This is a genomic window from Amycolatopsis balhimycina FH 1894, from assembly GCF_000384295.1.
Classification (GTDB): Bacteria; Actinomycetota; Actinomycetes; order Mycobacteriales; family Pseudonocardiaceae; genus Amycolatopsis; species Amycolatopsis balhimycina.
On sequence record NZ_KB913037.1, the window covers coordinates 2,085,948 to 2,106,820 of the forward strand.

Genomic DNA, 20,873 nt, shown 5'->3' on the forward strand with positions numbered 1-20,873 from the left:
ATACCATGGTTGGCCGCCTTCGAGGGGCCTCGGTAGCACGGCCGAAAATCCAACAGACCTACCTTTGACCTGCAGGAATACAGCGTGCCCCGCCGCCTGCGTGACCCTGTTCATCGAAGAGTCTGCGTAGGTCAGCAGCAATATCGTGGGATTCACGGCCGTTGTTACCGGGACCCCAGGGACTGTCCCAAGATCGGTGTTTCCGGCCCGACACGCCGGGCTGAGGTCCGGCGAGATGGGCACTGTGAGTGATGACATCGGAGCTTGTGAGTCCACGCAAGAGTGAGTCGAAGCCGGCGCGGGAGCTGTCGCCGGAGCAGGCCGCCGCGGCGGCGATGGTGGCCGAGGCGAAGGCCCGCGGGCTGGCGTTGACCGGCCCGGGCGGGTTGCTGAAGCTGTTCACCAAGAACGTGCTGGAAACCGCGCTCAACGAGGAAATGACCGAGCACCTCGGGCACGAGAAGAACCAGGCCGACCCGGATCGCGAGTCGGCGAACGTGCGCAACGGCACCCGGCCGAAAACGGTGATCTCGGACGCCGCGGGCGAGGTTGGGATCAACGTGCCGCGAGACCGGGAGGGCACGTTCGAGCCGCAGATCGTGAAGAAGCGGCAGCGTCGACTCACCGAAGTGGATGAGATCGTGCTGTCGTTGTATGCGAAAGGGATGACGACGGGGGATATCTCGGCGCATTTCGCCGAGATCTACGGGTCCTCGGTCAGCAAGGAAACGATCTCACGGATCACCGACAAGGTCGTCGCCGAGATGAATGACTGGGCCAGCCGCCCGCTCGACCCGGTGTACGTGGCCGTGTTCATCGACGCTATCCACGTCAAGGTCCGTGATGGGCAGGTCGCCAACCGGCCCGTCTACGCCGCCATCGGCGTCACCGTGGACGGTCACAAGGACGTCCTGGGGCTGTGGATGGGCACCGGCGGCGAGGGCGCGAAGTTCTGGATGAGCGTGCTGATCGACCTGAAGAACCGCGGCGTGACCGACGTGTTCTTCCTCGTCTGCGACGGCCTCAAAGGGCTGCCCGATGCCGTAACGAACGTCTGGCCGAAAACTGTTGTGCAAACCTGCATCGTGCACTTGATCCGGAATACGTTCCGGCTTGTGTCCCGCCGGGACTGGGACGCGGTGAAACGCGACATCAAACCCATCTACACCGCATCCAGTCCGGACGCTGCGGTGGCTGCTCTCGACGAATTTGAAGAGAAATGGGGCGCGAAGCATTCAGCGGTGATTCGTTTATGGCGCAACGCTTGGGATGAGTTCACGCCGTTCCTCGCCTACGACGTCGAGATCCGGACGATGATCTGCTCCACGAACGCGATCGAATCGCTGAATGCCCGTTATCGGCGGGCGATCCGCGCGCGGGGGCATTTCCCGACTGAGCAGGCCGCGATGAAGTGCCTGTATCTTGTGACTCGCAGCCTGGACCCGACCGGGACAGGCCGCGCTCGATGGACGATGCGGTGGAAGCCAGTGATCAACGCGTTCGCCATCACCTTCGGTGACCGCTGGCCGGGAGCCGAAACCTACTGATCAACAACGCCGGAAACACCGATCACGGGATAGACCCGGACCCCATCTTGGTCGGCGAGCATCTTCACGGCGGCGTCCGTCTCGGCCAGGCGCGGTAGACCGAGGGCCGTGCTTTCTAGGACAGTTTGCGTTTGAGGATCTTCCCGGTGGAGGTCATGGGCAGGGCGTCGACGAACTCGACGATGCGCGGGTACTTGTAGCCGGCGAACTGCTCCTTTCCCCAGGCTGTCAGCTCGGCCTCAGTCGTACAGTCGCCGGCCTTCTTGACGACGACGGCCTTGATCTCTTCCCCGTGACTCAGGTGTGGAACTCCGATGACGGCGACCAGGGAGACTGCGGGGTGCTCCATGAGCACCTCCTCGAGCTCGCGCGGGTAGACGGTGAAACCGCCGCGAATGATCATGTCCTTGGATCGATCGACGATGAAGTAGAAGCCGTCCGCGTCCTTGCGAGCCAGATCTCCGGTGCGGAACCATCCTTGGTTGATGGCCTCCGACGTCGCCTCGGGGCGCTTGTAGTAGCCCTGCATGACGTTATGGCCCTTGATCGCGATCTCCCCGACCGCGCCGGGAGTGTCGTCCAGATCGGACCAGTCATCGTTGATGAGCTCCATCCGGACCCCGGCGATGGGCCGGCCGATCGATCCGACCCGGGGCTCCTCGCCGTACTTGGCGAATGATGCGACCGGCGAGGTTTCCGAGAGCCCGTAGCCCTCGAGGATCGTCACGCCGAAACGTTTCCTGAACTCTTGGTGGATCTTGGCCGGGAGCGCCGACCCACCGGACACGGCGATGCGGAGCTTGGCGACGAGCCGGGCAACGTCAACGCTGTCGTCGAGTGCCTCGAGCAGTCCCCAGTACATGGTCGGTACGCCGCCGAAAAAGGCTACGCCATGCTCGAGCATGAGCTGGAGGGCTTCGCGGGCGGAGAACCTCGGTTGCAGGACGAGGGTTCCGCCGAAGGCGATGGCGCCGTTCTGGATGACCACCTGGCCGAAGGAATGGAAGAGCGGAAGGACGCACAGGTAGACGTCGAGTGCCGCGGGGTCGGGCTCGAAGAGCCGGACACCGGCTTGGACGTTGTCGTACACGTTGCGGTGTCTGAGTTCTGCGCCCTTGGGCTGTCCGGCGGTGCCGGAGGTGTAGAGGATGACCGCGGTGTCGTCGTCGGCACGCTCGACCGTCTCGAACGTCTCTGGCTGCCCGGCGACAGCGGCGGCATAGATCTGGTCCGGGATGAGGCCGTCCACAGATGCGCCGCTGCCGATGAGGAAGAACTGTGTGGCCCGGTCGGCGGCCTGAAAGCCCGACCAGGCCTCGCGCCCGATCGGGAGCTCCGAGCTGCCTTCGAAGGCGAAGTACGCCGTTGCGTCGGAGTCGTTGAGGTGGTAGGCGATCTCACGTGCCTTGAGGAGCACGTTCAACGGCACGACAACCGCGCCGGCCTTGAGGATCCCGAAGTAGATCGGCGTGAATTGCGGGATGTTCGGACAGGACAGGGCCACATTGTCGCCCACGCGAACGCCGTGCTCGATCAGCAGGTTCGCCACCCGGTTGGATGCCGCATCGAGTTCCGCGTAGGAGATCTGATCGCCACCGAAGACGATCGCCGTGCGCGCCGGGTATCGCGACGCGGTGCTGGTCAGCAAACCTGAGACGTTCCGGGTCGAACTCGACTGTCGCCGCGTCCAGGCTTGGCTTCGGTGTAGTCGAGTAGCGACTACACCGAAGCCCCGCAGGTGTTACTCGTCGAGGAACTGAAGGGCGTGCTTCAGGAACCGCTCGGGATACTGGAACTGCGCTCCATGCCCGGCGTCGGGGTAGATCAGCAGTTGAGCGTTGGGGATGTTCTGGGCGAGGTGCCAGGAGTTGATCGAGGCGATCATCACGTCGTTCTCGCCGTTGAGGACCAGCGTCGGCTGGGTGATCGCGTTCAGGTAGGCGTAGGGATTCTCGCCCGGCAGCGGTTCCGTGTAGGTCGCGAACGCTTCAAGCTGTGCCTGTGCGACTTCGAGCGAGCTCGGCGAGTCCTGGTCGGCCCGCTGATGACGTCGCTCCCAGAAGGCCCGGCCCGCTTCCCGCGCGGCTTGCGAGCGGCCGAAGAACAGGAAGAGGAAGTCCTCCAGGTCCAGATCCGGATGCGTTGCGACCTCAGGCACCTTGGGGTCCATCGTCTGGTCCCCGCCGCGCAGGCCGGTGCCGAGCAGGAGGAGCTTGCGCACCAGCTGGGGGTGGCGCAGCGTGACCTCCTGTACCTGGAAACCGCCCATCGAGAAGCCGAGCAGATCGACCTGCTCCAGCCCCAGCGCCTGGATGACCGCGGCGATGTCGTCGGCCATGTCCTCGATCCGGTTACGCGGCTTGCCGGATGACAAGGCGATGCCGCGCCCGTCGAACAGGATGACCTCACGGCCTTCGGCCAGGCCGTCGGTGAGCAGGGGGTCCCAGTGGTCCAATCCGGCGCGGAAGTGCGGGACGAAGAAGAGCGGGACACCGGAGGCCTTGCCCCAGCGTCGGTAGGCGAATCGGTCGCCGTCGACCTCGATGAAACGAGTCGGCGCAGTCAGGTGCGTGTCACTCATGGCCTGACCTCTCTGTAGTGGGTGAGCAATACGATTATGGTCGTAATCTAAAAAGTCAACCACTGTGATGGCGGTCATAATCTAAGAGCCCGTGAAATAACCGAAGTCTGTTGTAGATAGTGATGTTGATCATCGATGTCGAACTCGTCATCAATGGCTCCTGGTCTGTGCGTGGTCGGGCACCGTGTTGTTCCTGACCTCAGCTGGTCAGGAAGTCCTCGCCTGCGCGCGCGTCGAGGCGTCCGAGAATGTTCTGGACCGTGCGATCCCGCGTCAGGTTGGAGTCCAGGGCGGGTGCGACGATGCCGCGGACCCTCGAGATCACTGTCCACCTACGCGGACGAAACACCCGCGCATCCCGGCGGCACAGACCCTCGACGATGGCCTCCGCAGCCTGTTCGGGGCTGATGCGCTTACGCAGGAACCTCGGTTGGGTGTCGAGCAGCGCCTGGGCTGCTGGATCCTCGTCGATGCTCTGCCTGATCATGTCTGTGTTGATCATCGCGAAGTAGGCGGTCGTGACGCTGACGCCATGAGCGGCGAGCTCGACCCGCAGTCCACGGCCAAGCTGCTCGACGGCTGCCTTGCTCATCGCGTACGGGATCGTGCCGACACCGTTGACGAACGCGAATACGGACGAGATCAGTACGAGCCGACCACGGTTCTCAATGAGGCACGGAAGGGCAGCACGTACCGTGTTGAGCACACCCCCGACGTTCACGTCGAAGAGCCGATCGACCACCGGAGCCGATGACGCCCGAAGGGTCACGCCCCGCGCGACCACACCAGCATTCGCGATCACGATGTCCAGACGGCCGGCGTTCCTGACCACGGTCTCGACCGCCCGGGTCACGTCGCCGAGGTCGGTCACATCACCGACCAGGAAGGTGACCCCCTCGTCGATCACCTCGCCCGCGGCCGGGCGATGCAGATCGACCACGAACACTCGAGCACCAGCGGCGGTCAGCGACCGCGCGGTCGCCGCCCCCAGGCCCGGCCGCCGCCGGTGACGAGGGCGACCTTCCCGGCGACCGACCTGTCGGACCTCTCAGGCATCGAGGAACCCCACAACCTCGGAGACGAACTGCCGGTGGTGCTGGAAGACGCCGCCGTGCCCGGAGTTGGGGTAAATCCTCAGCCGGGCGTTGGGGATCCGGCGGGCCATGTCGGTGGAGTTGCTGCTCGCGACCATGAGGTCGTGATCGCCATTGGCGACGAAGACCGGCTGGGTGATCACTGAGAGGTCGTCGGGTTGGTCCAGTCCGGCCACGCGGATGGCCTTCACCTGCGCGCGTCGAGCCTGCAGGGAGATCTTTTTGTCGCGATTGTGGGTGCGTTCCTTGAGCCGGGCGAGGTAGTCCTTCGCGGCCCGCTTGCCCTCGGCGTCGCGCGGGAAGAACAGGAATGTCTTGGCGTCTTTCAGGGTGAGCGCGGACTTGGCATAGGCCTTGACCACGACCTTGTTGATCTCTTTGATGCCGCCGCCTCCGCGGGGGCCGGTGCCGGCCAGGACCATCCGGCGTATGAGTTCGGGTGCCTGCAGGACCACCATCTGGGCGACTCCGCCGCCGAGGGAGAACCCGAGGAGGTCGACCTGCTGGAGTCCCATCGCCCGGATGAAGGCGATGGCATCGCGGCCCATCTCCTCGACGGTGTCCGGCACGGATCCTCCGGACGCGCCGACCCCGCGGTTGTCGAACGCGATCACCCGGCGATGGCCGGCGATGCCGTCGATGACCCTGGGGTCCCAGTCATCAAGGACAGCCATCAGGTGGTGCAGGAACACCACCGGAACGCCCCCAGCCGGACCGAGCTCCCGGTACGCGAACGGCACCCCGCCGACGTCGATCGTGCGGGTGGGCACGTCGACCCACGTCATGCTCTTCGTCGTCTTCATCTGAGACCCCATCGGCTACGGCGCGAGGACCGTGGCTCCGCGCAGTGACATTACGACCGTTCGTCTTACGACTGTAATATATACATGCCCGGACGGGGTGGTGGCAAGTGCTGCCCACCCGCTGCTCGCCGTGGGAGCCCCCCGTGCTGGGTGTCTGTAAGAGCCGTGCAATGGAGTACATGGGTTTGATGTTTGTCCAGGTCGTGTGTCACGAACGCTGAAGGGGGCGTGCATGTTGTAGCCACTGGATGCGGTGCTTTGCCCGTTGCTTGCTCGTTCGCGCGTCGCCGAGCCAGGTCATGAAGGCTCGACGAGCCTGACGCAAGGGTGCGTGCTCGTCACTGAAGACCTCAATGGGGTCATCGCGACGCTTCGACGCCATCCGATCGGCGACAACTACGACTTCAGCTCCTTCGGCGAGATCTGCGGCGTCGTCGTCACACCGCACGTAGTGTTCTCCCGTTCTCCGCACGCGAACGCGACCTTCAAAGGTGCTCTGCGCAAAGCGTCCGGGCTTGGGGAGCTGCTCCGATTCACCGGCAGCAGTTCACGCATCGCGGTATGACCCCCCTCCACACGACGACACGGATTCGATGTGTTGGGAGGCTGATCCGACCCGCAGGCTCGCGGCACTTCCGATCGCACTGTGGGAGCTCCCACTGGGCGTGTGGCTGATCGCCAAGGGCTTCAAGCCCTCACCTGACGACGCGGGTTGAGCGATTGTTCGGAACAGGGTGGTGGGTCAACGGGGACCGACCTGGCGCAGGTACCTCGGTACCTGCGCCAGGTCGGTCCGCACCCGGACTACCGGCTCACACGCGCTGGAGGGCGAAGCGCTGGTTGGCACCGCCGCCCGGGGTCCACTGCGAGATGCGGGCGCCGTCGGCGGTCGACGCGTTGAACACGTCCATCGCCAGGCCGCTCTGGCGGTTGACCAGGCTCACCGTGCCGCCGCCCTGGTCCACCACGCGCCACTGCTGGCTCGCGGCGTTGGAATCGGGTTGCTGGCTGATGTCGGCGCCGGTGCTCGAACTCGCGGCCTGCAACACCAGGCCGCTGTGCCGCGCCCGAATCCGGTAGTAGCCGCTACCCGAGTCGACGAAGTCGAACTGCTGGTTGAGCCCGCTGGACACCGACCACTGGATCATCAGCGCGCCGGCCGCGGTGGACGCGCCGTTGATGTCCGCGGCCTTGCCGCTGTGCTGGGCCACCAGCCGGTAGTACACGCCGGTCTGCGGACCGCTGCCGCCGCCCGCCGTCTCCACCGGTCGCCGGGACAGCGCCAGGGCCTGGCCGACATCCGGCAGGGGCCGCAGCCGGTAGGTGTAGGAGTAGTCCCGGTTGGCGAACAGCTTGTACTGGTCCAGAGTCTGCGCGCCCCAGCTGTCGTTGCCGCCGACACCCATCTGGCAGTGGTTGAGCCGCAGCACGACCTCCGAACGCCGCGTCAACTGGTAGTCGTGCCGGGCACCGGTCGACAGGTCCTCCGGGGTGAAGTGCGACGCGTTCACCTCCAGCAGCGGTTCGCCGAACGCGAGCAGGCCACGGCCGCTGCCGTTGACCAACGCTACCCACCGCACGTCGGTCTTGTTGCCGTTCTCCTGCGGCCGGATGTAACCGGTCCACTGCCCCGAGACGGTCGAGGAGTACACACCGACGTCGGACCCGCTGTTGCGGTCCCAGTGGTTCTCCTCCGGCCCACGGCCGTAGTAGCGCACCTGCTCCAGGTCCGCGGGCAGGAACAGGATCGTGCCCACCTCCGGGATGTACGGCAGGCTGGTCGCCCCGGGGTGCAGGGTGTTGTCCACCTTGATCTCCCCGTTGCCGTACACCGTGTACGTCGTGGTGTACGTCGACGTGGTGCTGGTCGGCAGGGTGCCGGTGACCGCGATCCGGACGGCGCGGTCCGACGGCTTGCTGACGGAGAACCCGGTCACGGTCCGGTCCAGGCCGGCACGCCGCCAGGTGCCGTTGCGGCTGGGCTGGCCGTTGCCCCGGTCGTTGTCCGTGGGCGCGCGCCAGAAGTTCGGCACCGGGCCGGAGTTGACCAGCCGCACGCCCATCGCGTCGAACGAGCTGATCGTGCCGGTCGCCTTGGCGAAGACGACGGTGAAGTCCGTGCCCGCGACGGTGACGCGGTCACTGGCCTCGGTGACCGTCAACGCCGGCACGTCCGCCACCGGCGTCGGCACGACGGGCGGGCTGGAGAAGTTCACCGGGAGCTGTTGCCGCGCCACCTCGTACCCCGCGTCGGCCCAGGCCGTGGTGGTCGTCAGGGTGAACGACAGTTCGAGGAAGTGCTCCTCCCCCGGCGCCGGGGCGGTCGGCCGCTGCACGGGCAGCTGCACGGTCTTGCTCGTCAACGGCGCGATGTCGAGCTGCGCGGCGGTGAGCGCTCCACTTTGGATGGCTGTGCCGTCGGCGACCAGCGCCCACCGGCCGGTGAACTCGTTGACGTTGGTGAACAGGTTCTCGTTGGTGATCTTGACGACCCCGCTGGTGACGTCCGCGCCCGCCGAGACGGTGATCGCCTGGTAGACCCGCTTGACCTCGGCCGCCTTGCCGGCCGGCCGCCGGTCCGCGGTGACGATGCCGTTGGCACAGAAGTTGCCGTCGTTGGGGTTGTCGCCCCAGTCGCCGCCGTACGCGAGGTAGGTCCCGCTGCCGCCCGACGGGATCGGCCGGCGCAGGCCCTGGTCGACGAAGTCCCAGATGTACCCGCCTTGCAGGACCGGATAGCGCCGGACGATGTCCCAGTACTCCTTGAAGTTGCCGGTGGAGTTGCCCATCGAGTGCGAGTACTCGATCATCACGTACGGGCGGGTGTCGGAGGTGTCCCTGGCTCGGCCCTCGACCGTGGACGGGCTCTCGTACATCCGGGACCGGATGTCGCTGACCTCGCGCCGGTTGTCGCCCTCGTAGTGGACGATCCGGGTCGGGTCGGCCGAGCGGATCGCGTTGCGCATCGTCACGAAGTTGCTGCCGCCGCCCGCCTCGTTGCCGAGCGACCAGATGACGACCGACGGGTGGTTCTTGTCGCGGTGCACCATCTGGACGGCCCGGTCCACGACGGCCGCGGTCCAGGCGGAGTTGGAGCCGGGGTAGTTGTCCCGCACGCCGTGGGTCTCCAGGTTGGCCTCGTCCATGACGTAGATGCCGTACTCGTCGGCGAGGTCGTACCACACCGCGTTGTTGGGGTAGTGCGAGGTCCGGACGGCGTTGATGTTGAGCCGCTTCATCAGCTTGATGTCGGTGACCATGTCCTCGCGGGTCAACGCCTGCCCGCGGTCGGGGTTGGTCTCGTGCCGGTTGGTGCCGCGCAACGACACGGGCTGACCGTTGATCCGCATCAGGCCGCCCGAGAGCGTGAACTCGCGGAAGCCGACCCGTGCCGACGCGGTCTGGGTGACCGCGCCGGACGGGTCGCGCAGTTGCAGCACGGCGGTGTAGAGGTTCGGGTGCTCGGCCGACCAGAGCTTCGGGCCCTGGACGGCCTGGAAACCCTGCGCCGTCGCGTCCTGCCCGACCGGCACCGCGCCCACGTTCACCGGTACCCGCAGGGGCGACGGCCAGACGGCCTGCCGGTTGGCGTCGTAGAGCTGGACCTCCACCGAGTACGTCCCCGACTGCTGCGCGCCGCGGTTGCGCACCGCGACCTTCACCGCCAGGTCGGCGTTGGTGTAGTTGTCCCGCAACGGGGTGGTGAGCGTGAAGTCGCGCAGGTGCACCGCGGGCATCGAGTACAGGAAGACCGGCCGGAAGATCCCGGACAGCCGGATCATGTCCTGGTCCTCCATCCAGTCCCCGTCCGGGAACCGGTAGACCTCGACCGCGACCAGGTTGGAGCCGGCCCGGACGTAGTCGGTGACGTCGAACTCGGCCGGCGTGTACGAGCCCTCGCGGTACCCGACCTTCGTTCCGTTGACCCACAGGTAGAACCCGGACTTGACGCCCTCGAAGTGCAGGTGGACCCGCCGCCCCTGCCAGGCGGCCGGGAGGTCGAACCGCCGGCGGTACTGGCCGACCGGGTTGAACCGCGTCGGCGCGAACGGCGGCTGGGCGTTCTCGTTCTGCCCGTTGACACCCCACCAGGGGTAGGTGAAGTTGGTGTAGATCGGGAAGTCGTAGCCGTGCTGCTGCCAGTTGGCGGGCACCGGGATGGTCGGCCAGGCGGTGTCGTCGACGTCGGTGCGGTGGAAGTTCAGGTCACGGTCGGCGGGCTTGGCGACGTGCTTGAACCGCCACGTCCCGGTGAGGTCGAGCCGGTACGGCGACGTGGTGCGGTCGGCGTCCAGCGCCTGCTGGAGGTCGGCGTACGGCATGGAGGTCGCGTGCGGCGGCTCCGAGTTGACCTCGAAGATCCCGATGTTGTTGTTCCACTCGGGGTAACCGTTGGGCGGGTCCACCCACGCCGCCGCGACTCCGGGTGCCGCGCCGGGCGCGCCCGACGCGATCCCGCCCGGCAGGGCCACGCCCCCCAAAGCGGCGAGCCCCCCGCCGAGAACCGTGCGCCGGCGGATGGATCGTCCTTGGTCCTGCGGGTCGATCATCATCGTCTCCCGTGAGTGCGTGGAACTGTGATGGCGGCGTCAGGTCCGCAGCTTCCGCTGCCGGTTCAGTCCGGGCTGTGCTCCGACATCGCCCAACGCGGGCACCACCAGCGGCACCGGGATCGTCGGTGCGGGGTGGGTTCGAGGTGGCCGACCGCGCGACATCCGGCTGGGGCGCGGGCTCTTCAACGGTCGGGAACCCCGACCCGCTGATCGGAGTAGCTCATGTTGTCGATGTGCAGGTACATCACGTACGTCCGGGTGGTGGCGTTGTAGATGACCTTGGGCCGTTCGACGATGCGGGTTCGGCCCGAGGTCGCCACTGCCCTGTTTCGCCAGTGCGATCCCCTGGTGGGTCCAGTTCGCCAGGTCGGTCGAGGTGTAGCAGGGGATGCCCTGGAAGGCGGTGTTCGCCGTGGTCTGGCCCGTTTTGTCCTCGCCGAAGCCGTACCAGGTGGTGCCGACCTGGACGATGCCGAGGCCGTGCAACTGCAGCGCACGGCCGGCGGTGTCGGTGCGGGTGACGCCGAGGGTGAACGTGCTCGTCGCCGCGTGCGCCCGTTCGGCGGGCACGAGAACGCCGGCCAGGACGACGAGCAGGGCGAGCGGCCGGTTCGCCTGGCACCTCGGAACCTGGTGCGGTGAGCTGGACATCGGTGCCCTCTCCACGGGAGCAGTCGGCGTCGAACCGGTTCGCTCGATGGGTTCGCCAGGATGGTACAAACCCGGTCGGCGGCAGGTCAACGACGTCTTGCGCCCGACGGCGGCAAGTGATCATCCGCCGGACGTCGCCGCAGCCCGGGGATCGCCATGGATCCCTTCTGCCGTCTCGATATCGGCGAGTGTGCCCGAACGGATCCGGCAGCCACTCCCCGACGGCGGGACCGCGCGGGACGTGAAATTTACGCCGCAACCGAGCAGGCCGTCGAATCGGTTCGAAGACGGCCGGTCACTGGTTGCGCAGCACGATCTCCAGGTTGCGCGCCACTTCCTCCGTCAGCGGGTCTGCGGCTCCGAACGCCTTCAGCGCCGCCTGGTACGCCGCCCGGAGGGTCACCGCGGCAGCCTGCTTGTCCCCGGTCATGTACTGCGCGGCACCGAGCGTCTTGGCGGTGTCGATCGTGTCGGGGTGCTTTCTTCCCCAGCTTCCGCGTGCGACGGCTCAGCACGTCCCGCAGGACCGGCAGGCCTTCGCCCCACGCCCGCAGCAGGGAGAGGGTGCAGCCGAGGTTGTGGCCGTACTTCAGGGTTTTCGGGTGATCCGGCCCCAGCGCCGAGACCGCCCGGCGGCGGGCTTCCCGGTGGCTGCGCGCGGACTCGGGCAGCCGCTCGCGCCGGAACTGGGTGGAGCCCAGGAGGCCGAGGACGGCGAGGGTGCCCGGGTGCTCCGGACCGGCCGGTGTCTCGCAGTCGGCGAAGAGGGAGCTCAGGCTGAGCTCCGCCGCGGCGAACTGGCCGGCGTCGCACCACAGCCAGCACATGCTGCGGATGATTTCCCGCGAGGTCGTCGACGGCCTCCGCTGCGTCTACTACAGCCCCCTGGACACCTGCGACGCTGGCTTCACCGAAACCGATCACTTCGGTCGCCGCTTTATCGACGCGGTGAGCCACTTCGACATCACGGGCGTCTCTCAGCGGTGGCTGCGGGACATGCTCTGGGACCACTTGGCCGAGATCTTGCGCTCCCCGCGTTGCCCACGCCGACGGAGCACCTTCGAGCAACTTCGTCGATCGACACACGAGTTGAGCGCTTTCCTCGAGGTCGATGCCCAGCAAAGAGGGCACGTCCCCAGCCTGCTGGGCGAGGAACATGCCCAGCGGTTCGTCGCAGACCAACGTCACCGAGGGCGGCACGGCCTTCCCTCGCTCGGCCAGCTTGGTCGGGATCGAACGCCGACCACCGTCACTGACAGTACCGTTCGAATGACGTTCAGCTATGTTCGCAAGCTTTGTCACCGGGGGCTACTCACGGCCAGGCCGACCGGATCGAGCTCGACGCGGCGTTCGTCAACGCGCTTCCACCCGGCGGCACAGACCCGAAGCGATCACGCAGCCCCTTCAGCGACGAGATCGCCCGCGCCCTGGCTGATGAAGAGAACCTGCAACTTCTCGCGGACCACGACAAGCTCTGGGTGACCGGACTGGCACTCGGATCCGCCGTCCCGCACCAGGCCCGGCATACGCTGGCGACGAACCTCCTGCGCGCCGGCGCCAGCCTCGCCCACATCCGCCGCTACCTGGGCCAGGTCAGCGACCGCATGGCCGAGCACTACACCAAGGTCACCCACTCCGACCTCGAAGACGTGCAAACCCCTGAAACGCGAGGAAGCGCTCGCACTCGCCCTGGGGTACCTTCAGACGCTCCGAGAGGACCTTGCGGGATATCCCCAGATGCTTCTGGAGGTCATCAAACCTGCAGACGCCGAGAGCCCCGCATGCGACGATCTCCAGATCCCACGAGCGCTTGAGGATGCTCAAGGCCTGCACCTCCGCCTACAGGCCTGCGCGCCGCGCTTCGGGGAGCTGAGGGAACGGCGTCTGCCCGATTCCAAGGGTTCCGGTGCAGACCAACGGTCGAGCTTGCAGGAATACGCCGACGCGGTGGGTCTTCTCCTTCACCGAGTGTTTCATGGCGCTGGCGTGGCCGCCCTTCTTGTAGGCGAAGTCCTGGGCGAGGTCGTAGGTCTTCCACAGGCTGATCGAGGTGTGCTCGTACGGCAGCTGGCTGGAGATGTCGATGCTGCCGCGGTGGCCGGGGTGGTGAGCGGCTCGGCTCGCCGCGTGCACGTTGTTACGCACGAACTCCACGAGGCGTCCGCGCCGGAGGATGCCGTGCACGATCGCGACCATGGGTTCTTCCTTCACCAGGGGCTCGGTTCCCTCAGCACTGGGCTTCCAGCCGTGCCAGGTTTCCCGCTCGGACTCCGAGTCGATCCGCACCCGGACGATCTCGCTGTCCATGCTGAACCGTCCGGGACCGTCGAGTGCGCGGCGCAGCGGGCCGGCGAACGCCGCCTCGGCCGCGTCGGCTGGCTCCCAGGCAGCGACGAGCGCTCGACCGCCCGGGACGACGTTCGGCAGCACGGCGTGGGTGCCGTTGTTGGCGTAGTTCACCGTTGCCCCGCGCAGCCCCTCGATGCCATTGTCGATCGCTCGAGCGACATCTCGGCTCGACCTGATCCGACCGCCTGGCGGTCGATCGAAGGCGTCGACGGTGAGGAAGTCGGGTCCACCCATCACTTCGCACCCAAGAAGTCGAGGACCTCGGGCACGAACTCGTGGTGGTACTGGAAGACACCGCCGTGGCCGGAGTTGGGGTAGATCCGGAGGCGGGAGTCCGGCAGACGGGCTGCCATGTCCTTCGAGTGCTCACTGGCGACCATCAGGTCGTTGCCACCGTTCGCGACGAACACCGGAATCTTGACCTTCGACAGGTCGTCGGCGGGATGCAGGCCAGCGCTGGTAATCGCACGCACCTGCGCCAGGCCGGCCTGCCGGGAGATCGGCTTGCTCAAGTCCGAGGTGCGCTCCGCGAGCCGGTCGAAGTAGGCGTTTGCCGCCTCCTTGCCCTCGGCGTTGCGCGGGCAGAACAAGAAGTGGCGCGGGTCCTTCCGAGCCAGGAACGCCTTGGTGTAGGCGCCACCGACGATGAACGGCATCTTCCAGATTCCACCGCCGCCGCGCGGTCCGGTACCAGCGAGCACCATCCGGCGGACGAGGTCAGGAGCCTGGAGTGCGACCATCTGCGCCACGCCACCACCGAGGGAGAAGCCGATCAGATCGACCTGCTCGTACCCCAACGCCCGGATGAACGCGATCGCGTCCGCGCCCATCTGTGCGACGTCGGTAGGCACGCGGCCCCCGGTCGACCCGACACCCCGGTTGTCGAACGCGATCACATGGTGCTGCGCAGCCACACCGTCGAGGACACGCGGGTCCCAGTCGTCGAGGACGGCCGTCAGGTGGTGCAGGAACACCACCGGCACGCCACCGGGCGTGCCCAGCTCGCGGTAGGCGAACGACGTGCCGTCGACGTCGATCGTCTTGGTGGGCGTGGTCTTCCAGGTGGTCATGCGCGTTCCTTCTTTCGGGTGGATGGCTTCGTGGAGGTGAGGTTGCGCGACGAGGCACCGCGGGCATCGAGCCGCGAAAGGACGTCGAGGATCCGGCGATCGGCGGCGAACCGGGCATCGAGGGCAGGGCCGAGCAGGCCGCGCAACGCCGAGACCGGACGCCACAGCGCCGGGCGGATCACGCGGCTGGATCGGCGTTCGAGCCCGTCGGCGATCGCGGTCGCTGCGGCGGTCGGGGTGATCCGGGCGAGCAACGGCGCCGGGAGGGTGCCGAGCAGCTCCAGCACCATCGGATCCTCGTCCACGCCGTGGGCGATCATGTCGGTCTGCACTAACGAGAAGTACGCCGTGAGGACAGACACCTCGTGCCCGGCGAGCTCCACGAGCAATCCGCGCCCCAGCTGCTCGACGGCCGCCTTGCTCATGGCGTACGGGATCGTCCCCATACCGTTGACGAAGGCGAAGACCGAGCTGATCAGCACGATCTGACCACGGCTCGCGATCACCGCCTCAAGTCCGGCCGCCACCGTGTTGACAACTCCGGTGACATTGACCGCGAGAGTCGATTCGAGGTCACCGATCGGGGTGTTGCGCAGGGTCGCCGCCTTGGCGAGGAGGCCGGCGTTGGCGATCACCACGTCGAGGCGCCCGAACCGCTCGATGGCCTGAGCGACCGCCTCGTCCAGCGAACCCCCGGTCTCGGACATCGGCGACGCAGCCGAGCGCGCGTTGGATATTTAGTTCGGTGGCGCGCTGCGGCGTAGAGAGGTCGAGGTCCGCGATGACCACCCTGGCTCCGCGGTTGAGCAGCTCGCGCGCCGTGGCGCTGCCGATGCCGCCGTTGCCTCCGGTGATCAGGACGACTTTCCCGTCGAGGTCGAAGGAGGTCCTGCTCATGCGACACCGCGCCGCGGCTTGAGGGAGATCCGTCCGTTGCGTCGGATCATCGACAGCGCCGAGGCCAACGCGCCGCGGTCCAGGTCGGGTTCCAGACCTCGGGCTAGACGGTGCATTTGGTCGGTGTTCCACGTCAGGTTCAGGAGTCCGTCGAGGGTTTTCAGGTCCGCGAACCGGCCGATGACCCGTCGCATGCCGACCTGGATCTCGTGGGTGGCCAGGAAGTCTGTGCGACCGCCGAGGATCGCTGAGGCCGCGTCGGTGGTGGTGACAGTCGGTCGGGCGATCCCGACGACCTCGCAGTCACCTGCGGCGAGCGCATCGTCCATGCCGGCCCGGGTGCGGAACCCGCCCGTCACGGCCAGAGGTACTGCGCCGGCCGCGTCGCGGACCGACCGGGCGTAGTCGAGGAAGTAGGCCTCGCGCGCCCAGGTCGAGGGCGACTCGGAGCCCGACATCGCCGGCGCCTCGTAGTTGCCACCGCTGACCTCGATCAGGTCTATGGCCTCATGGGCCAGGGCCGCGACCACCGCACGGGAGTCCTCCTCGGTGAAACCACCGCGCTGGAAGTCGGCAGAGTTGAGCTTGACCGCGACCGCGAACCTGGGGCTGACCCGGTCACGGACGCGGCGTACGACCTCAAGCAGGAATCGCATCCGCCGCGTCGCGTCGCCGCCCCACGCGTCGTCGCGCAGGTTGGTCAGCGGCGAGAGGAACTGGGTGACCAGGTAGCCGTGGGCCGCGTGGAGCTGGACGCCGTCGAAACCAGCGTCCTCACAGACCTTTGCAGCGGTCGCGAACCGTTCGATGATCTCCTCGATCTCGGGGCTCGTGAGTGCCCGCGGGGTAGCAGCACCCGGGAGGGCCAGCGGTACGGCGCTGGGAGCAACCGGCTCGTGGCCGATGTTCAGCAGGTTCGACTGCCGGCGGGGTGTTTGAGCTGGGCGAAGATTGCCGCTCCGCCGTCGTGAGCCGCCTTCGTCCAAGCGGTGAGCTGAGGGAGCGCGCGATCGTCCTCGATCACGATGTTGCCGGGCTCGCCGAGGTGGGCACGGTCAACCGTGATGTTGCCGGTGATCAGCAAGCCGTAGCCGCCCGGCGGCCACCGCTGGTAGAGAGTGACGATCCTGTCGTCAGGCGAGTTGTCGGCGTCGCCCAGGGCCTCGCTCAACGCCCGCCTTGGCGATGCGGTTGGGCAGGCGTACGCCGGACGGCAGGTCGAGCGGGTCAGCGAGCGAGGCCATGAGATGCTCCAGTTCATATTTGCCGTACAGTCGTAATAGTATGAGCATAATGCTACGATGAAGGCAAGCCCCCGATTAGGAGATCTACGCCATGGCGAGATACGGCCCGGAACACAAGGAAGCGACACGGCGCCGGATGATCGAGACTGCTGGTCGCCGGTTCAAGAGTGACGGCATCGACGGCTCTGGCATCGCGACCCTGGTCGCAGATGCCGGCCTGACCAACGGTGCCTTCTACGGTCACTTCGCCTCGAAGGACGACCTGGTCGCCTCGGTGGTGACCCAGCAGCTCGCGGACCAGGTCGGCGTCGTCAACTCTCTTCCCATGGGCCTCACATCGATCGAGCCGTACCTCCGTGATTACCTGTCCCCCGCGCACCGCGACGCCTCGCCGGAGGCTGCCCCTCAGCTGCCCTGCTAGACGAGATCGGCCGGTGCGACGTGGCAGTCCGAGAGGCCTACACCGACGGTGCCAGCGCGATGATCCAGGCGATCGCGCGCCACCTCGAAGACGACGGCGATCCGCAACGAACCAACGAGCGCGCCATCGGGCTCTTCACTCTGCTCGTCGGCTCGCTCCAGGCCGCTCGCGCCGTCACCGACCCCGAGCTTTCCGACCGCATCCTCGAAGCGGCGTATGCCAACGCCGTGACCCTGGCCACCGCCCCATGAAGGCAGTGAACAACCAGAGGCCGTCAGCGCTGGTCACCGGCGCCAGCCGAGGAGCTAGCCATGAATGACAACAACGAACTCGTCATCACGTCGTACGCCCAAGCCCCGGCCCGCAAGGTCACCGTGGGCGACACGGCCTTCACGGCAGCCCCCTTCACGCGATCTTCACGGAATCACTCGTCTAGGGGCGCCACCACGATCCAGGAGAAGCCCATGCCCGAAGACCGCACCCGCAACCTGGCGGGCCGACTGAGCGAGTCGGCCGAGCGCCACCCCGACTACAGCCCGAACACTGGCGTCACGCGCGAGAGCGTGTCAACGGCGGCGGGCCACCTCTCATATCTGATAGCTGGTCCCGATTCCGGTCCGCTAGTCGTGCTGGTTCACGGGTGGCCGGCCCCGGCCCTGACATGGGGACCACAGATCGACGCGCTATCCGCCGCGGGCTATCGGGTGGCGGCCCCGGACATGCGCGGGTACGGCAGCTCCTCCAAGCCGGATAACGCGGACGCATACGCTCAACGGCACTTGGTCGCGGATATGCGTTCGCTCATCGAATATTTGGGTCATGAGTCGGCAATCTGGGTCGGTCACGATTGGGGTGCCGCGACAGTGTGGGGGCTCGCCGCGCACCATCCAGAGCTCTGCCAAGGTGTCGTAGCGGCCTGCGTTCCCTATCGCTCGCTGGAGCGCGGCTACACCGAGATGCTGAACCTGGTCGACCGTGACCTGTACCCCGAAGCCACGATGCCGCACGCGCAGTTCGACTACATGGCTTACTACGAGCAGAACGCCGCGGGTGTGACGTCGCTGTTCGACCGACACACCGAGCAGGTGGTTCGGCTACTGTTCCGCCGAGGCGACGCCGCCGAGGTCGGCCAGCCGGCCTTCACCGCGTTCATCACCGTCGCGGGCGGATGGTTCGGCGGCGGTGAGAACGTGCCCGACGTGCCGCGCGACAGCGATGTCCTCCCCGATGACCTCTACCGCCAGCTCGTCGACTCGCTCTCGGCTAGTGGCTTCTCCGGCCCGACGAGCTACTACCTCAACCAGGTCGACAATCGCCAGTACAGCGATACTTCCGGCCAGCAACTCATTTCCCGAGTTGATCGGTTATAGAGCGCCACGCTCCGGCAACACCATCCGCAGGTCACCGGGCCGGGGAGGGCCTCACCAGTTCCCGCCGTCACTATCTGAACGTTCCGCGCCCCATACGCCGGGGAGTCCTTCGACGCCTGCACATCCAGGTCTTCAGCGTCTTCCATGGCCTTCACCCTGTTAACGGGGGCTCGGCACTCCCTACACCCCACCCGAAGGGCGGGACCTCTAACGACGCCGCAGGCTTCGCGTGATGCTATGGACCCCTCAGTTGCTCCCCCAACAAGGGCATTCGACACTGGGCTTCGACCCCGCAGGTTTCCCCACAAAACCGCCAGTCTGCTACCGGGCCTCCTGACAGCTACCCGGACCGGACTCACACCGGCAAGCGACGACGAGCTGACAACCAAAGATCACCTACACCAAGCCACCTCCAGTTTGCTGGTCGCGCGCAAGATCGAGGCTAAAAGATCTTGCATTCGGAAGAAATGTCGTCAGACATAGAAGGCTCAACGTCAAGGCGAGGACGCGTTTCGACGACCGCTGAAGTGTGAATCTCACTGTTCGAGTCCCTTATTCTGCTGGGATATGAAGGGTGGCGTCGGCGGGCCGCCAGAAGCCGGACCTTTAGCGCTGCAGTGTCAGCACGCCCGGCCGGTAGGGCAGGATGCCGTAGTCCATGCCGTCGGTGCTGGGGTCGCGCCCCTGGTAGAGGAACTGGAGGTTGCAGGGGTCGATGGTCTTGGTCTGGTCGGGGTTGGTGCGGACCAGATCGCCGTGGCTGATGTCGTTGGTCCAGGTGGCGCCGCTGTTGGCCTTGCCGGCGAAGGGGTTGCTCTGGGTGTCGGCCTGCGGTGTCCACGTGCCGTCCAGGCTGGTGGCGGTGAACGAGCGGAAGAAGCGGCCGCGCCAGTCCTGTGCCTCGACGATCATGAGGTACTGGTTCTGGCCCTGCACCTTGTAGACCTCCGGCGCCTCGAACAGATTGGCCGCCGTGTCGCTCATGATCTTCGTGTACGACGAGCCGAAGCTGCCCGGGAAGTTCCCGATGGGCATGCTGGCGCGGTAGATGCCGCCGTTGTCGTCGGCGAAGAACTGGTACATGTTCGTGTTGTCCCCGATGAGGGTCACGTCGAGGGGGCCCCCAATCGGGAGGGTGCCCGTGAACAGCTCCTGCTGCGCGGACCAGCCGTTGGGGTTGGTGGGGTCGCTCGAGGTGCGGTAGGAGAAGGTGTATGGCCAACCCCCATTGTAGGCGAGCACCCAGGTGTTCTTCGGGGCGAAGTAGAACAGCGTCGGCGCGATGCCATCGAAGGGAATCGTGTTCTGGGTGGCGGTGGCCATGTCGGACCAGTTCGCGAAGGGGCTGAAGGTCGTCAATCCCCAGCGCCCCTGATCACCGGTGAGGGTGTTGTGCGTTGTGGCGTAGACGATGTGCTGTCCGTTGTAGACGACGTTGGTGAAGTCCTTGAGCGAGACCCACTCCGCCTTCGGGGTTGCCAGCGGGCCGGTCGATGTCCAGTGGTACGTCGACGGCAGCGTGCAGGTGTCGGTGCTGCCCTCGCCGACCTTGACGAGCTGCCACTGCTGGTTGCTGCCGCCCCAGTCGCTGTACTGCACGACGTTGCCGCCGTCGTTGGTCGCCGCGTTCTGGACCTCGACCGCCTTGTTGCTGTTGCGGTTGATCAGCCGGACGTAGCCGCTGTCGGAGCCGGCCAACCGGAACTGCTGGTTGGCGCCACCGTGGTCGGTCCACTGGTGGATGGCAGCACCGTCGGCTGTCGACCAGCTGGACACGTCGATCACCTTGCCCGAGTGCCGCGCCTTGATCCGGTAGTAGCCGCCGCCGGAATCCACGAACTGGAACTGCTGGTTGTCGGCGTTGGTGCGGCTCCACTGGACGACGTCGGCGCCGTCGGCGGTGGAAAAGTTGTAGACGTCGAGGACCTTGCCACTGTTGCGATTCACCAGCACATACCAGGCAGCGGTGTCCACAGTGGCAGCCGCCGCCGGCGTCGTGGCCACCGTGAGCAACCCGCCCACGAACGCCACGACGGCCGCAGCGGCCAACCCCGACCGCCACCGACGACGCCACCTCGCGGCGCGCGCAAACCCAACCGACATAGCATCTTCCCTTTCATCAATGGGGATCGCCGACATGAGACGGGCCGCATCGGCGCATGCCGACGACACCCGCGCACGGACAACTGCGCGGAAGGGGTCAGGCACGTCCGCGCCCGCCCCCTTCCGCGTGGTTCAACCTGCGCAGGGTTCATCGGCACATCTGGGCGAAGCGGTGCCGCCGCCTTGGAGC

General features: G+C 66.7%; 21 protein-coding genes and 1 pseudogene. 6 read left to right on the forward strand and 16 right to left on the reverse strand.

The annotated features are described in order from the left end of the window. Nucleotides 1–251 precede the first annotated feature (251 nt). On the forward strand, nucleotides 252–1,547 hold the full coding sequence (locus tag A3CE_RS0108680; protein ID WP_084641397.1) for an IS256 family transposase: 1,296 nt from the start codon (nucleotides 252–254) through the stop codon (nucleotides 1,545–1,547). A gap of 115 nt (nucleotides 1,548–1,662) precedes the next feature. Here the strand turns inward: A3CE_RS0108680 and A3CE_RS0108685 are convergent, their stop codons facing one another. From A3CE_RS0108685 to A3CE_RS0108700, 4 genes are all read right to left on the reverse strand, one after another. Continuing rightward, a complete protein-coding gene (locus tag A3CE_RS0108685; RefSeq protein ID WP_020639691.1) occupies nucleotides 1,663–3,195 on the reverse strand; it encodes a long-chain-fatty-acid--CoA ligase in 1,533 nt (510 codons plus the stop codon). Nucleotides 3,196–3,288: 93 nt separating this feature from the next. Next, nucleotides 3,289–4,206 carry an alpha/beta fold hydrolase gene (locus tag A3CE_RS0108690; RefSeq protein WP_245589464.1) on the reverse strand — a complete coding sequence of 306 codons (918 nt, stop codon included), beginning with the start codon at nucleotides 4,204–4,206 and terminating at the stop codon, nucleotides 3,289–3,291. Between the two features lie 121 nt (nucleotides 4,207–4,327). Next, a complete protein-coding gene (locus A3CE_RS0108695; RefSeq protein ID WP_084641400.1) occupies nucleotides 4,328–5,119 on the reverse strand; it encodes an SDR family NAD(P)-dependent oxidoreductase in 792 nt (263 codons plus the stop codon). Nucleotides 5,120–5,176: 57 nt separating this feature from the next. Then, nucleotides 5,177–5,962 (reverse strand): alpha/beta fold hydrolase, encoded by a 786-nt coding sequence (locus tag A3CE_RS0108700; protein WP_245589465.1) that lies wholly within the window; start codon nucleotides 5,960–5,962, stop codon nucleotides 5,177–5,179. A 394-nt stretch (nucleotides 5,963–6,356) separates the two neighbouring features. On the opposite strand from A3CE_RS0108700, the gene A3CE_RS0108705 reads away from it, so the two are divergent. Further along, nucleotides 6,357–6,590 carry a hypothetical protein gene (locus A3CE_RS0108705; RefSeq protein ID WP_020639695.1) on the forward strand — a complete coding sequence of 78 codons (234 nt, stop codon included), beginning with the start codon at nucleotides 6,357–6,359 and terminating at the stop codon, nucleotides 6,588–6,590. Between the two features lie 247 nt (nucleotides 6,591–6,837). On the opposite strand, the gene lacZ is transcribed toward A3CE_RS0108705, so the two are convergent. The 5 genes and pseudogenes from lacZ to A3CE_RS58435 all read right to left on the reverse strand — a co-directional run bounded on the left by lacZ (nucleotide 6,838) and on the right by A3CE_RS58435 (nucleotide 12,845). Continuing rightward, a complete protein-coding gene (lacZ, locus tag A3CE_RS0108710) occupies nucleotides 6,838–10,575 on the reverse strand; it encodes a beta-galactosidase, LacZ type (protein WP_125592452.1) in 3,738 nt (1,245 codons plus the stop codon). A 39-nt stretch (nucleotides 10,576–10,614) separates the two neighbouring features. Further along, nucleotides 10,615–11,229, reverse strand: a complete 615-nt coding sequence (locus tag A3CE_RS56320; protein ID WP_245589466.1) for a glycoside hydrolase family protein — start codon at nucleotides 11,227–11,229, stop codon at nucleotides 10,615–10,617. 295 nt (nucleotides 11,230–11,524) lie between these two features. Next, on the reverse strand, nucleotides 11,525–11,659 hold the full coding sequence (locus A3CE_RS59235) for a hypothetical protein (protein WP_020639699.1): 135 nt from the start codon (nucleotides 11,657–11,659) through the stop codon (nucleotides 11,525–11,527). Nucleotides 11,660–11,714: 55 nt separating this feature from the next. Continuing rightward, nucleotides 11,715–12,056 (reverse strand): annotated as a pseudogene (locus tag A3CE_RS59815) (tetratricopeptide repeat protein); the annotation flags it as partial. 564 nt (nucleotides 12,057–12,620) lie between these two features. Continuing rightward, on the reverse strand, nucleotides 12,621–12,845 hold the full coding sequence (locus A3CE_RS58435; protein ID WP_245589853.1) for a hypothetical protein: 225 nt from the start codon (nucleotides 12,843–12,845) through the stop codon (nucleotides 12,621–12,623). Between A3CE_RS58435 and A3CE_RS58440 the strand changes: the two genes are divergently transcribed. Beyond that, the gene (locus A3CE_RS58440; protein WP_245589783.1) at nucleotides 12,774–13,043 is read left to right on the forward strand and encodes a hypothetical protein; all 270 of its coding nucleotides are present in this window, start codon (nucleotides 12,774–12,776) and stop codon (nucleotides 13,041–13,043) included. The genes A3CE_RS58435 and A3CE_RS58440 overlap by 72 nt on opposite strands. A 25-nt stretch (nucleotides 13,044–13,068) precedes the next feature. On the opposite strand, the gene A3CE_RS0108740 is transcribed toward A3CE_RS58440, so the two are convergent. The 6 genes from A3CE_RS0108740 to A3CE_RS57925 form a co-directional block, all read right to left on the reverse strand. After that, nucleotides 13,069–13,689 (reverse strand): hypothetical protein, encoded by a 621-nt coding sequence (locus tag A3CE_RS0108740; RefSeq protein WP_020639702.1) that lies wholly within the window; start codon nucleotides 13,687–13,689, stop codon nucleotides 13,069–13,071. A gap of 122 nt (nucleotides 13,690–13,811) precedes the next feature. Further along, nucleotides 13,812–14,648, reverse strand: a complete 837-nt coding sequence (locus tag A3CE_RS0108745) for an alpha/beta fold hydrolase (protein WP_020639703.1) — start codon at nucleotides 14,646–14,648, stop codon at nucleotides 13,812–13,814. After that, a complete protein-coding gene (locus tag A3CE_RS58445; protein WP_376741703.1) occupies nucleotides 14,645–15,334 on the reverse strand; it encodes an SDR family NAD(P)-dependent oxidoreductase in 690 nt (229 codons plus the stop codon). Before A3CE_RS58445 ends, A3CE_RS0108745 begins: the two co-directional genes overlap by 4 nt. Continuing rightward, nucleotides 15,222–15,545, reverse strand: a complete 324-nt coding sequence (locus A3CE_RS59820; RefSeq protein ID WP_084641406.1) for an SDR family NAD(P)-dependent oxidoreductase — start codon at nucleotides 15,543–15,545, stop codon at nucleotides 15,222–15,224. Before A3CE_RS59820 ends, A3CE_RS58445 begins: the two co-directional genes overlap by 113 nt. Continuing rightward, complete coding sequence (locus tag A3CE_RS50535) at nucleotides 15,542–16,531, reverse strand: oxidoreductase (RefSeq protein WP_211231826.1); 990 nt, start codon at nucleotides 16,529–16,531, stop codon at nucleotides 15,542–15,544. Before A3CE_RS50535 ends, A3CE_RS59820 begins: the two co-directional genes overlap by 4 nt. Beyond that, nucleotides 16,453–16,716 (reverse strand): beta/alpha barrel domain-containing protein, encoded by a 264-nt coding sequence (locus tag A3CE_RS57925; protein WP_211231827.1) that lies wholly within the window; start codon nucleotides 16,714–16,716, stop codon nucleotides 16,453–16,455. The genes A3CE_RS50535 and A3CE_RS57925 overlap by 79 nt, the downstream gene beginning before the upstream one ends. Nucleotides 16,717–16,880: 164 nt before the next feature. Here A3CE_RS57925 and A3CE_RS58450 point away from each other — a divergent pair, with 164 nt between their 5' ends. From A3CE_RS58450 to A3CE_RS50545, 3 genes are read left to right on the forward strand one after another with little or no spacing between them, the layout of a single operon-like run. Then, nucleotides 16,881–17,210, forward strand: a complete 330-nt coding sequence (locus tag A3CE_RS58450; RefSeq protein ID WP_245589467.1) for a TetR/AcrR family transcriptional regulator — start codon at nucleotides 16,881–16,883, stop codon at nucleotides 17,208–17,210. A gap of 20 nt (nucleotides 17,211–17,230) precedes the next feature. Next, on the forward strand, nucleotides 17,231–17,461 hold the full coding sequence (locus A3CE_RS58455; RefSeq protein WP_245589468.1) for a hypothetical protein: 231 nt from the start codon (nucleotides 17,231–17,233) through the stop codon (nucleotides 17,459–17,461). A 60-nt stretch (nucleotides 17,462–17,521) separates the two neighbouring features. Next, nucleotides 17,522–18,580 carry an alpha/beta fold hydrolase gene (locus A3CE_RS50545; RefSeq protein WP_020639706.1) on the forward strand — a complete coding sequence of 353 codons (1,059 nt, stop codon included), beginning with the start codon at nucleotides 17,522–17,524 and terminating at the stop codon, nucleotides 18,578–18,580. Nucleotides 18,581–19,186: 606 nt separating this feature from the next. Here A3CE_RS50545 and A3CE_RS0108770 read toward each other — a convergent pair. Then, nucleotides 19,187–20,683, reverse strand: a complete 1,497-nt coding sequence (locus A3CE_RS0108770; RefSeq protein ID WP_026468302.1) for a non-reducing end alpha-L-arabinofuranosidase family hydrolase — start codon at nucleotides 20,681–20,683, stop codon at nucleotides 19,187–19,189. Nucleotides 20,684–20,873 lie beyond the last annotated feature (190 nt).